Source organism: Larkinella sp., from assembly GCF_965227735.1.
GTDB lineage: Bacteria > Bacteroidota > Bacteroidia > Cytophagales > Spirosomataceae > Larkinella.
Genome location: NZ_OZ245776.1, coordinates 7,462,089 through 7,474,552, shown reverse-complemented (window position 1 = coordinate 7,474,552; position 12,464 = coordinate 7,462,089). Strand labels below are relative to the sequence as shown.

Genomic DNA, 12,464 nt, shown 5'->3' with positions numbered 1-12,464 from the left:
CTTTTTGGCTATGAGAAACGGTTCTATTTCGAGGTGATGCGCATGTCCGTGATCCGCCACCGGCCGTCCGGATCTTTTCGCAATTGACTGGTGACCGAAGCCGAACGGGATGCCGCACCAGTGGTTTCGGCCGGAACATAGGAGTAGACCTCAACGGATTGAGCGGTATTTTCGTTGATTTCCAGTTTCCGGACACGGTAATGCTGGTACTTTATTTTCCCGCCCGAAGCCTGGTATTCCGCCGGTGTTTTCCGGCTGCCGTCCGAATCAGTAATTTTTGCCTCTTCCGTGAACCAGGTCGCCACATTGCCGGCGGTGCCCAAACCGGGATTCAGAACGGCCATGCGGCTTTTGAGCAAAACCAGAATCGAATCACGCTCCGGATACAGTTTCGTGGTCGTGGTGCGGGTTTCCGTCCGACGCAAACGCCGTTGGGTATCCTCTTTCGCCTGGTTTGGCGTCGTTTGCTGGGCTACGGCGGATGCCGAAAACCCCACTCCCAACACGAGTGTCAACAGTTGTAGTTTCATTTGTTTTCGTTTTCGTCGCTCAAAAGTAAAGTTTTTCTGCTAATCGAAACGTATTACAATGCGCTTCCACAATGTCGGCGATTCGGGGGGAATAACCGCCCCCCATCGAAACCACCATCGGCAAGGCTTTTTTTCGGGCCTGCTCAAAGACAAACTCGTCGCGCTGTTTACAGCCTTCACGGGTCAGGTCCAGCTTCCCAAGCCGGTCGGATTTCAACACATCGACGCCGGAAATATAAAACAGAAAATCGGGCTTTTGTTCTTTTAACAGACGGGGCAAGGTTTCGGCCAGTTGATTGAGGTAGTCTTCGTCGGTCGTTCCGGTCGGCAACGCCACGTCCAGATCCGACTGCTCCTTGTGCAGCGGGTAGTTGTCTTTGCCGTGCATACTGAAGGTAAAAACTCGCGGCTCCTGCCGAAAAATCACCGCCGTTCCATTACCCTGGTGGACATCCAGGTCGATAACCAGCACCTTCTGAGCAAGTTGCTGATCGAGTACATACCGGGCCGCCACGGCAACATCGTTCAAAAGGCAAAACCCTTCACCCCGATCCGGAAAGGCGTGGTGGGTACCGCCGGCAATGTTGAGCGCAATGCCGGATTGTAAGGCAATCCGGCTGCAATCGATGGTTCCCTGCGTAATCATCCACTCCCGCTGAATCAATTCTTCTGAGAGCGGGAAACCGATCCGGCGCACCATAACCGGCGGAACGCTCAGCGTTTTTAACTGCCGGACATAGTCGGCAGTATGGACCGCCAGTACCCAGCGATCATCGACGATGCCGGGTGAAAAAAAGTTGGCAGGCCGGCATGTTCCTTCATACAGCAACTGATCATGAATCAATTCATATTTCGACATCGGAAAGCGGTGACCTTCGGGTAGCGGGTGTCGGTAAATAGGATTATAAGCAATTTTCAACATCCATCGGTAAGTTAGCGGACAGTAACCAGCTATGTAAGCACTTATGCAAACTGTCATTGTGACCGGAGGAGCCCAGGGTATCGGGCGTGTAACGACTCAGTATTTATTGACCCACGGCTACCGGGTTGCCATTTGGGAAAGCGACGCCGAAGCGCTCGAAGAGTTCAGCGAAACCATGAAATCGTCGAACTCCAGGTCCCTCGTGCTCAATTGCGACATCACCTCCGAAACCGCCGTAAAAAATGCCGTCAAAGCCACCATCGAGCGGTTCGGTCAAATCAACCACCTCATCAACAATGCCGCCATTCAGGTTGAAAAGCCGCTCGAACGGTTTACACTCGAAGACTGGAACAAAGTCATTGGCACCAACCTGACCGGCACCTTCCTCTGCTCCAAATATACCGCCCCCCACCTCGCCGAACAACAGGGCAGCATCGTTAACCTCTGCTCGACGCGCGCCTTTCAGTCGGAACCGGAAACCTTTGCCTATTCGGCATCGAAGGGTGGCATATTTGCCCTGACCCATTCGCTGGCGGTTAGCCTGGGGCCGGACGTCCGGGTCAACTGCATCAGTCCGGGCTGGATCGATGTAGCGGCTTTGAAGAAAAAAGGCAAGGCCCGCAACGAACAACTCCGCCCCGAGGACCACGCGCAGCATCCGGCTGGCCGGGTTGGGCAAGCCGACGATATCGCCCGGATGATCCTCTTTTTGATCAACGATTCCAACTCATTTATTACCGGACAAAACTTCGTTGTAGACGGCGGAATTTCACGAAAAATGATCTACGTATAATCCGCTGCAATCTGCTTACTAACAGTCATTTACCGTTCGATAAAAATAAATAAATCAGGATCTGTTTTTTATGTATAATTACTTATGTATTTTTACGCAACGATTTAGTCATTTACGGTAAATCGCCATTCGCGTGGTTGCTCAGATGTCAAACAACAAGGAAATCACTTTACCCAGTCATTCGGTGATTGAAAGCCGATGGTTGACGATGGTAAATGAAATCCAGCAGCAACACAATGTCTTGATCGACTTAATCGAACAACTAGAGCAAAATCCGGGAACCAACCCGAAGACCGTCTTTCGATTGACAGCCCTGCAACAGCATGTACTGGATACGCTGTCTCACTTGCTGGCCGAATCGTTGACGGAGATCGAATCTACAGTATCGACCCAGGTGGAGCGACTGCAAAAAAAGCATGCCCACAGCCAGATCTTGATTCAGCTTAAAGACCAGATCGATCTGGAACTCAATAAACTCCGGGTGTAACCGATTAGGCAACGGCTGGTATTTCCGGCATTCTATCCCATCTGCATTCCTTACTTTCTCTGTCCTACATAAAAAATAACCCCGGCACAGGTGTCGGGGTTTCTTTTTGTATCATTTTCGAGTGCCGTCTATAAAGCCTCAACTTTTATCGTGTCCGGGTCATAGTTGGCCGGCTGATGCACCTCCAGCCACTCTTCAAGCTGCATCAGGGCGCCTTCCTCCGTGTAGGAATTATAAATTCGGCTTGCCAGATAGGTGCCATCTTTGGCATATACGATGCATTTGAACTTCTTTTTGTTCAAGGTTCCTCGCAGAGTTTTCATTTCCATTTTCGTGATCTTTAAAGTTCAGCATACAGAGAGTGGGTGCATTAAAACCGTACAGGCAGGCAATTAAAACTAAATCAACAAACAAGCATCTATGTGAAATTTATTCGTACTAATGAGCGGAGATTAAGAACAAATTGTGTGGTAAAATAAACTTAGTTTACCAGGCTAATGAGTTGATAACTCATGATAAATCGAGCAAAAATCAAACCAAGTGTACTATTTATAATTACATATTTTCTTTATTTATAATTAATTTAAAAAGGCTTTCCGATTTCTTTTTGGCTATCTGCGTGCAACCATTGCCACTTTTTCCGGGTCTATACCAACAAAACAACTTCATTTTTCCAGCAGAACCTTTCCTTATTTTGAATATAAAGATCAGATTTACTTTACGATGGTGAAACGAATGTCCGGAAGCTTTGCATTCGGACATTTTTGTTTTATTTTTTCATTATAATTTATTGCACAAGCAATCTTTTTCGTAATAGTTTTGACCAATATTCATCTTGATATGGCGCACATTCAGCGTGCCACATTTTTATTGGTCTGCTCTTTTTTCTGTAAAATCTTACCTTGCTCGATTAATTCCTGATATGTAAACTCTTCGTTGCGAACATCATTGATGTCATTTTCAACCGTAGCCCGGTTAAATGCCGACCGGCTTACCGAATCGGCATGATCTTCTATTACTTTCGAATAGTTGTCCTGATCGTATTTCTGGTCGAGGGGATCGCAGCTCAGGAGAACGAAGGAAACAGAAATTGTCAGGAGGAATGGAAGCCGCTTTTTCATGGATGTCGGGGTTAGACTGATTAACCCGGATTCCGGCTGATTGTTGCGAAAGCGGCAGATGCGTTTTAGCAGCTATTCCTGCGTGTTGACAGTTGCATTCCCATCGTATTTTGTAATGGCCTTATTGACCCGAACCAGCGTTCCCATATTTTGAGCCAGAAACCGCCGTCTGGCATCAAGCCGGTTGGTCGCTTCCACATAGGTAGTCCAGGATTCCTCCCCTTTTAGAAAAGTCACTTTGTAGGTCTTCACGCTCTGTCCTTTTTATACCGATCTGTTTCCAATGGGTTCGTCAATAAATGACATTCAATTAATCAAACGATCAATTGAATATTATGACAATCAAATCGGGTGCCGGTTTAATCTTGGCTCCCGAATTCTGATCATATGGTTCAGAAATAGTAGGAGAGCTATACAATTACACCAAAACAAAGCACGGGTAATCTGTCGGGGTAGCCAGGGCAATGCCTTAAAAACAAGACCCGGCGAAACGTCACCGGGTCTGATTACTTACCAATCTCTATTAACGGAAGATTTTGAGCCTTCCGTGCAAAATTAGGGGTGGCGCAACTCAAAACATGGTACTATTCTGCGAATATTCAACACTTTTATGCACTGAAAAATGAATATTCACAACAAGGTCAATTTATTCAAGATGGATCATCTGCCCCGGTTTTGCTCTGTTTCTGCGGTCGATGTGCTGCGGTAGACGGTTCTGAGTAGTTTGCCAAAACGGGGATCAAGAGCAAAAGTTGTGGAGCATCTTGGATTAAGCATATAACTGCGTCAATCGGTAAAGAAAGAATTCCACATTTTTTACCCCTCTGAACTGGGCTCGGAACGCTTTGATTTTAGCATTGAAAGATTCGGCCGACGCATTGGTGCTGCGGTTGTCAAAATAATTCAGGATTGTCTCATAGTGGTTTTGAATCGAACGGGCCACCGTGTTGAAGGCCTTAAAACCGCACTGCCGGACCTTTTCATGCCATTTAGCCAGACGAGCCAAGCCATAAAGTTTATCGGTCGTATTCTCAAAGATCTGGCTTAGGGCTTGACTGAGATCATAGGCTTTTTTCAGATCAGGGTACCGATCAAAAAGCAGCGTAGCCCGTTCCCGTTGACTGTCAGTCCAATCACCCGGTTTTTTATAAAGCACATACCGGCTGCGGGCCAGCAATTGTTTAAGGGTATCGCCATTGGAAAGCACCGGGGACTCGTACTCACTCTGAGTGGCTTTGGCTTGTTCAAGGGCTTCGTTTTCGGCATCCAGGGCTTCCCACCGGTACTCGACGCGCATTTCCTGAACGGCTTCCAGGGCTAATTGCTGAACATGAAACCGGTCGGTGACCTGAGTAGCTCGTGGAAAGCTTTTTTTGGCAATCAAAGCCATGTTACCCGCCATGTCCAAAGTGATTTCGGTGACCTTTTTGCGGAGCTTTTCGGGAATTTTCCGGAGAATAGCGATCACGGTTTCCGCTTTTGTACCGGCGATAATGGCTACAATACTGCCCTTTTGGCCTTTGGCTGCTTTATTGGTCAGAATCGTATATAACTCGCCATGCGAAAGGCTAGTCTCATCAATTGACAAATGCGTTCCTATATTTTGGGGATATAACAGCCACTGTTTAGCATGTTTTAGCTGGGACCAGTTCTGAAAATGGCTCAAATGGGTCCGATACTGGCGGGACAAACGTTTTCCGTCAACGCCATATAAACGACCCAGGCTATTGGTACTGTGGGGGGATAAATCCGTCAAGCTGGTTTAAAAAAAGCGCGAATTCTTTCGTCATTCGCGTTCCCTCTGCTACCTGTGACCAATCTCTTTGCTGGATGTGACCGGTCTGGGTATTGAGCCGCGCCACGGTGGCCAGCGACGACGTTTAATATGAAGAAAAACCCGTTTATCACGGATGGGGAAGTCCTGGATGGTAATTTCAGGTAAGAAACCCTTCGATAAAAGAAATGCTTTAGCGGGATCGGACTCCGGGTAGTTTTTCTCTTCCAGATAAACATGAAGCAGATCCGAAGACTTCTCGACACGGGTCAGTTCATAATAGGCTACGATAAAATCAGGTAACAGGTATTCGACTAAAGGTAAGAAACTCTCCAAGACGGTCAGGTTTGATTAAAAACACAAACCTAAAAAAATCCTACGCCCTCCACAACTTTTGCACTTGATCCTCGTTCTGCCGCAAATTTTCCAAAAAAAATAACCCCGACAAAATTTGTCGGGGTTATCGGGGTGACCAATACGGGAATCGAACCCGTGTTTCAGCCGTGAAAGGGCCGCGTCCTAACCGCTAGACGAATCGGCCATATTCAGTTTTCAGTTGTTCGGCGACTCATTTGCCAACCCTGATTCTGAAATTGTGGTGCAAAGATACGGCTAAAATTGATAGCTGCAAATCTCCGGCTAAAAAAAAATGATTTTTCTGCGTTTTGACGGGGTTTTGTGGTTTCGACTTATTTTTGGGGATTGCCCGATAAATTCATTATTTGCACTTCATGAAAAGACTCTCCTCATTCGGTCTGTGCCTGTTAATGGCTCTGACTACGCTCGCTCAGAACACGTTACAACATCCCGATCAGTTTCTAGGCTATACCGTCGGCAAGCGGTTTTCGCCCCACCACCGGGTGCTGGCCTACGCCGAACAGGTTGCGCGGCAAGCGCCCTCCCAGGTAAAAATAATTCCGTACGGAACCACTTTTGAAGGTCGCCAACTGCTGGCGGTGGTGGTGGCCTCCGAAAAAAACATGGCGCGTCTGGAAGAAATCCGCACCACGCACCTCAAACAGATCGGTCTGGGAAATACCCCCGCAGCAACCCCTCAGGCCGCAAATTCGACGCAACCGCCCATTGCCTGGCTGAGCTACAACGTCCACGGCAACGAAGCCATCAGCTCCGAAGCCTTCATGCTGGTGCTCCACGATTTGCTCAATCCCACGAATGCGGTTTCCCAAAAAATTCTGTCCAATACGGTCGTCATCCTGGACCCCGGCCTGAACCCCGACGGCCACGACCGCTATGTCAACTGGTACAATCAGATGAGTGGCGTTCACCCCGACCCGACGCCCCTGGCGCGCGAGCACAGCGAACCCTGGCCCGGAGGCCGATACACCCACTACCTGTTCGATCCGAACCGCGACTGGGCCTGGCAAACCCAGGAAATCACGCAGCAGCGAATGGCACTTTACCAACAATGGATGCCCCACCTGCACGGCGACTTTCACGAAATGGGTCCGGAAAGTCCGTATTATTTTGCCCCCTCGGCCAAGCCCTACCACGAAGACATTACGCCCTGGCAACGGGAATTCCAGCAAATTATCGGACAGTATAACACCCGGTATTTTGACAAGAATGGCTGGTTGTATTACACGCGGGAAAATTTCGACTTGTTCTATCCGAGCTACGGCGACACCTGGCCGACCTACAACGGCGCCATCGGCATGACCTTTGAACAGGGCGGTGGTGGCCGGGCCGGACTGGCTTACCGCAAAAACGACGGCGACACGCTCACCCTGCGCGAACGCATCGACCACCATTACACCGCCAGCTTTGCTACCCTCGAATCCGTGGCCGACCGCCCGGATGATGTAGTCAAAAACTTCAACCGCTTCTTCGAAAAATCGCTGACCAATCCGGTGGGCGAATTCAAAAGCTACGTCATCAAAACCGCTAACGAGGAAGGCCGGATTACGGCGCTCCGGAAACTGCTCGACAACAACCAGATCCGCTACGGGCTGGCCGGAAAATCCCAGAAACTGGTGGGCTTCAACTACCAGAACCAAAAGAACGAAGCGGTCACGATGGAAAGTAACGACCTGGTGATCAGTGCTTACCAACCCAAATCAACGCTCCTGAAAATTCTCTTCGAGCCTAAATCGACGTTGGAAGATTCTGTGACCTACGACATCACCTCTTGGTGTATTCCGTACGCCTACGGGTTGAAAGCCTACGGTTTAAAGGAGAAACTGACGCCGGTGGCCTATGTCAGTCCGGCGGCTGCGACGGTTCCGGGAGCCAGTGGTTCCGGGCCAAAACCGTATGCCTACCTGGTGCGCTGGCAGTCGGCGCAGGAGGTGCAGTTTCTGGCCGGTTTGCTGAAAAACAAGGTGCGGGTGCGGGTGGCAGAACGAACCTTCAAGCAGGGCGAACAGCGGTTTGAAGCGGGCACGCTCATCATCACCCGCGCCGGAAACGAGCGACTGGGCGACCGGTTTTACCAGATCATCCAGCAGGAAGCCGGCAAACGGAACATCCCGCTCATCCCCGCATCCACCGGTTTTGTGGTCGAAGGAGCCGACTTTGGTTCCGGCAGTGTTTTCTCGCTCAAAAACCCCCGGGTTGCGGTCATTTCCGGCGACGTCACCTCGCCCACGTCTATGGGTGAAGTCTGGCATTATTTTGATCAGGACCTCGATTATCCGCTGACGCTGATCGAAGCCAATTCCTTTCCGAATGCCTCACTCGCCGAGATCGATGTGCTGATTATGCCGCAGGGATACGGCTACGGAAAAATCCTGAACGACCGGACGTTGACCAAACTGAAAGACTGGGTTCAGGCGGGTGGAAAACTCATTGTGATGGAGCGGGTCACCTCGTTTTTTGCCGAAAAACCAGATTTTGGCCTAAAGAGAAAGGTGGATAAACCGGAAGCCAAAAAAGAGAAACCCGATAAAAAATCCGATCCTGATACCGACGAGTCACTGCGGGAATACGGCGAACGTGAACGCGAAGCGATTTCGGAAGAAACGCCGGGCAGTGTCTACCGCGTCGATCTGGACCGAACCCATCCGCTGGCTTTTGGCTATCCCAACGGCTATCATGCACTGGTTCAGAACGTCTACGACTACGATTTCCTGAAAGATGGCTGGAATGTCGGCTACCTGAAGAAAGATAATTATGTGGCCGGTTTTGTGGGAAAAAATGCCCGGTCGAAGCTCAACAACACCTTGCTGTATGGCGTGCAGGAACTGGGCAAGGGCAGTATTGTCTACATGATGGACAACCCGCTGTTCCGCGGTTTCTGGTACAACGGGAAGCTGTTGTTCGGTAATGCGGTGTTTATGGTGGGGAATTGAGCTTTTAGAGGAAAGAGAAAAGACAAGAGAGTACAGACAAACCGGTTTTTTGAAAACACGGCTAATCTTTACTCTCTTGTCTTTTCTCTCTAGTCTAATCTACTTTTTGAACAGCTTCAGTGTCCGGCTCTGGCCGTTGGTGCTCACATTCAGGAACAACAAGCCCGCCGGAGAACCGGAAATGCCGAAGCTCTGCTTATCGACAGCAGCGGCTTTTTCGATCTGGCGTTCTTGAATCACCCGGCCCTGAGTGTCCGTCAGGGAAAACCGCAGCGGCTGTCCTTCGGCTCCCCGGACTTCAATTTCAACCCGGTCTTTTACCGGATTCCCCAAAACCAGAACCTGAAGGCCATCCGTACGCTCTGCCGAAAGCCGCCCTGGTGAAGGACAATTCAGGATTTTTCCCGAATCCTTCAGATCATACGTACTTCCCTGAACACGGGCATGAATCTTGGTATCGCCAACGCCTTTCAGAACATCAGGTACCACAAAACTGTAGGCATGGGCCCCGTTGCCTTTCCCGGCATTCTTCAGGTCGACCCGGTAAATATTGGCCACCGTACTCCCCCATACCGTACCACTGCTCAGGGTGTAGAATTCGACCGTCACCGGCGTGTTGGGCTTGTTACGATCCCACACCCAGCCCCGAATCGTGCCGCATTCCACTTTGTCCAGGTAGCCTTCGAAACTACCGGTAACCCCACCGGAAGAAGCCGGATTAACCGTCAGCGGAAAACTCACACTGTTGCTGGCTCCGCCCTCATCCGTAGCCTGATACGTCAGCACAAACGTTCCGTCTACCGTAGGAATACCGGTGATGATGCGGGTGGACATATCCAGGGATAAACCGTTGGGCAGGCCCGTCAAACCGTACGAAAGCGTCGTTCCTTCCGGATCGGTAAAGGCTACCAGCGTGGCCGAAAACGGCACACCCACCTGAGCCGTCAGCGGTGCAATCATAACCGTGGGGGTCGGCGGTTTGGGCAACTGGTTTCCGGGGTTTTCTCCGCTACCCTGGCAAATCAACGCTTTTGGCGAATCTTTCAGGATAAAGCTGCTGTTGGTCACCCGGGCCGACAGCAGGTGCGACTTGTTGTCTTTGATCGATTCCGGGATGGCAAAAAGAAAGGCGTGTTTCCCATTTCCTTTGCCCGCATTGAGCAGATCCTGCCGGAAGACATCCGCCTGAATGGTGGCAATGACCGTTGGCCCATCCAGAATCTGGACCGAAACCGCCGTGTTGACCTTGTTGCGATCCCAGGCCCAGCCCCGGAACGTGCTGCAATCGGCCCCGTAGATAAAACCGTCGAAACTGCCGGTAACCGACGGGGGCGCGACCGTGACCGTGGCACTTCCGGCGGGGCTGACACAACTTCCCAAGGTGCAGGTGGCCGAGTAAACCAGCGTGGCCGTTGCGGAAGTAGGCACCGAAATGCTGGTGCCGGAACCACTGGTGGCATTAGAGCCCGTCCAGGCAACCGACCCGGATTCACAGCCGGTGATGGTCAGGGACATAAACGGTGTGTTCTGAATAACCGTCACGTCGTTTTGTCCCGAAAACGCCACCGTGGGTGCCGGAGGCAGGGAGAGAACCGTCAGGGCGAAGGCATCCGACCAGGCCACTCCACCATCACCACTGACCTGGCAATAGTAGGAATCCGAATCAGTGGTTTGCACGTTCGTCAACGATAAGGTTGCCGAGGTCTGACCATCGACCAGGGTTGCGGAAGTATTGGCGGCTCCTTTGTACCACTGATAGGTCAGGTTATCACCTAAAGCGGTCAGGGTAGTGGAAACAGGGCTCCCCTGACAAACCGTGGATGAGGACGGTGTCGGTTGCTGATCGATGGCTGTTGCCGTGTAAATGTCGACCAGAACCGTTGATCCCCCGTCCAAAGCGCCAACAAAGCCTCCGGCAAAAAGCGCTTTATTTCCGACACTGGCCGATGCCAGATCTTTCCGCTTCTTGGTAAGATTGCCCGTTGTCCAGGTGTCTAAAGTCATATCGTAAATATCGACGACGGTCGAGCTCCCCGAAAGATTTTCACCGCCGGCAAAAAACACCTTATCTCCCACGGTAGTTGCGGTCAGATTGGTTCGTTTACTGGATAAGGTAGCCTGCGACCAGGTTGAGGTAGTGAGGTCATAGATATCTATCCGGTCGGAATAATCTAATAGACCTTTAACACCGCCCGCAAAAAAAATCTTACCCCCGGCAACCACGGCCGCTAAACCACCCCGGGCTTCCGATAAGTCACTCGCTGTCGACCAGCTACCGGTAGCAACATCATAAATGTCCACCTTTTTTGAAAAACCACCCGCCAGACTTTTATACCCTCCGGCAAAATAGATCTTGCCATTGGCAGCAACCCCAGCCAGATTGGAGCGGGCTTCCGACAATTCGCCAGTCGTCCAGTTTTTATCGATTAAATCGTAAATATCGACGGTTTTAACCGTTGTAAGGAGTTTAATAAAATTACCTTCCAGGTGAATACCACCGGCAAAAAGAACTTTTCGTCCTGCCTGGGCCGATGCCAGTAAGGAACGACTCACCGAGAGATCGGTCTGGGACCACGTATTATTGGCAACGCTATAGATGTCTACGCGTTTGGAAAAACCCTTCTGGTCTAAACTACCTCCGCCGGCAAAAAATACGGAATCCGGTGAAGCGGTGGCGGTCAGGTCACCCCGACTTTCGCTCAAACTGGCTTGTGACCACGAATCCGTCGACCGCGTGTAAATATCGACCCGGTTGGAAGCCGTCACGCCTTCGAAACCGCCACCAAAAAAGGCTTTACCACCGGCACTCGTACCGGCCAGTTTATTACGACTCTGGCTTAAACTTGCGGTGGTCCACTGCGCCAGAGCGCCGGGAATGTGCAACCCCCAGGCAAGCAACAGACATAAGGTTAGGGAAAACTGGAAATTTTTTTTCATGAAAATTGGATTAGAGTGTTTGGAATAGAATCAATAAAAAGCTGCCCCGGACGGCGAACGCCCGGATCAGGTAAGGAAAGAAAAGATGAAAATCAGGCGGTACTGACCGATGTAAAAACCGGAGAATTGTACTTGAAACCGGGGAAATGAGTTCGGGGAATTTTTCGTGTAAATTTCATTCGATTGATCGTTAAGGGACAGGATTTGTAAGACATTGCAAAATATGAACAAATAATAAAATAATACTAATAACCGATTCAAACATATGAAAAAAAAGGCAATCAGCCTCTTTACCAGACAAAAAATCCCGCCAAATACTCAATTTGGCGGGATCAAAAAAAACCGTAACGAGCCTGAAACTTGCGTCTGCCTATTCGGGCAGGGCGATCACCTTCTCAGATAACTAATTGACTTTCAAAACTTTCACAACATGATTTACCCGGATGTGCTGACCCGCAGGAGCATTAAACCCGGCAATTGACGGCTGAGATCAAAATCATACCGCTCCCGAATTCCCGCTTTTTCAATCGACTGTTCCATCCGTATTTCTCCTTGGGTATCAATCATCTGCAGCCGCAGCGGCTGACCGCCG

The 12,464-nt window shown here is 50.2% G+C and carries 12 protein-coding genes and 1 tRNA gene; 3 read left to right on the top strand and 10 right to left on the bottom strand.

From position 1 onward, the window contains the following. Positions 1 to 23: 23 nt before the first annotated feature. The gene (locus tag ACO064_RS29610; RefSeq protein WP_421830782.1) at positions 24 to 530 is read right to left on the bottom strand and encodes a hypothetical protein; all 507 of its coding nucleotides are present in this window, start codon (positions 528 to 530) and stop codon (positions 24 to 26) included. 19 nt (positions 531 to 549) lie between these two features. Continuing rightward, a complete protein-coding gene (locus ACO064_RS29605; protein WP_421830781.1) occupies positions 550 to 1,452 on the bottom strand; it encodes a histone deacetylase in 903 nt (300 codons plus the stop codon). Between the two features lie 43 nt (positions 1,453 to 1,495). On the opposite strand from ACO064_RS29605, the gene ACO064_RS29600 reads away from it, so the two are divergent. Further along, on the top strand, positions 1,496 to 2,245 hold the full coding sequence (locus ACO064_RS29600) for an SDR family oxidoreductase (protein WP_421830780.1): 750 nt from the start codon (positions 1,496 to 1,498) through the stop codon (positions 2,243 to 2,245). A gap of 208 nt (positions 2,246 to 2,453) precedes the next feature. Continuing rightward, positions 2,454 to 2,732 carry a hypothetical protein gene (locus ACO064_RS29595; RefSeq protein WP_421830779.1) on the top strand — a complete coding sequence of 93 codons (279 nt, stop codon included), beginning with the start codon at positions 2,454 to 2,456 and terminating at the stop codon, positions 2,730 to 2,732. 128 nt (positions 2,733 to 2,860) lie between these two features. Here ACO064_RS29595 and ACO064_RS29590 read toward each other — a convergent pair whose 3' ends face one another. From ACO064_RS29590 to ACO064_RS29565, 6 genes are all read right to left on the bottom strand, one after another. Further along, positions 2,861 to 3,055 carry a hypothetical protein gene (locus ACO064_RS29590; protein WP_421830778.1) on the bottom strand — a complete coding sequence of 65 codons (195 nt, stop codon included), beginning with the start codon at positions 3,053 to 3,055 and terminating at the stop codon, positions 2,861 to 2,863. Positions 3,056 to 3,583: 528 nt separating this feature from the next. After that, complete coding sequence (locus tag ACO064_RS29585) at positions 3,584 to 3,853, bottom strand: hypothetical protein (protein WP_421830777.1); 270 nt, start codon at positions 3,851 to 3,853, stop codon at positions 3,584 to 3,586. 72 nt (positions 3,854 to 3,925) lie between these two features. After that, positions 3,926 to 4,105 (bottom strand): hypothetical protein, encoded by a 180-nt coding sequence (locus ACO064_RS29580; RefSeq protein WP_421830776.1) that lies wholly within the window; start codon positions 4,103 to 4,105, stop codon positions 3,926 to 3,928. A gap of 517 nt (positions 4,106 to 4,622) precedes the next feature. Next, positions 4,623 to 5,609 (bottom strand): ISAon1 family transposase, encoded by a 987-nt coding sequence (locus ACO064_RS29575; protein ID WP_421825546.1) that lies wholly within the window; start codon positions 5,607 to 5,609, stop codon positions 4,623 to 4,625. A 48-nt stretch (positions 5,610 to 5,657) separates the two neighbouring features. Next, positions 5,658 to 5,963, bottom strand: a complete 306-nt coding sequence (locus ACO064_RS29570; protein ID WP_421825547.1) for an ISAon1 family transposase N-terminal region protein — start codon at positions 5,961 to 5,963, stop codon at positions 5,658 to 5,660. 133 nt (positions 5,964 to 6,096) lie between these two features. Further along, positions 6,097 to 6,168: transfer RNA gene (locus tag ACO064_RS29565), tRNA-Glu, on the bottom strand. A gap of 190 nt (positions 6,169 to 6,358) precedes the next feature. On the opposite strand from ACO064_RS29565, the gene ACO064_RS29560 reads away from it, so the two are divergent. Next, on the top strand, positions 6,359 to 8,935 hold the full coding sequence (locus tag ACO064_RS29560; protein ID WP_421830775.1) for a M14 family metallopeptidase: 2,577 nt from the start codon (positions 6,359 to 6,361) through the stop codon (positions 8,933 to 8,935). Between the two features lie 99 nt (positions 8,936 to 9,034). Here ACO064_RS29560 and ACO064_RS29555 read toward each other — a convergent pair whose 3' ends face one another. Continuing rightward, entirely contained in the window at positions 9,035 to 11,872 is a 2,838-nt protein-coding gene (locus tag ACO064_RS29555) for a Kelch repeat-containing protein (protein ID WP_421830774.1), read from the bottom strand. Between the two features lie 435 nt (positions 11,873 to 12,307). After that, positions 12,308 to 12,439, bottom strand: a complete 132-nt coding sequence (locus ACO064_RS29550) for a hypothetical protein (protein ID WP_421830773.1) — start codon at positions 12,437 to 12,439, stop codon at positions 12,308 to 12,310. Positions 12,440 to 12,464: the final 25 nt, after the last annotated feature.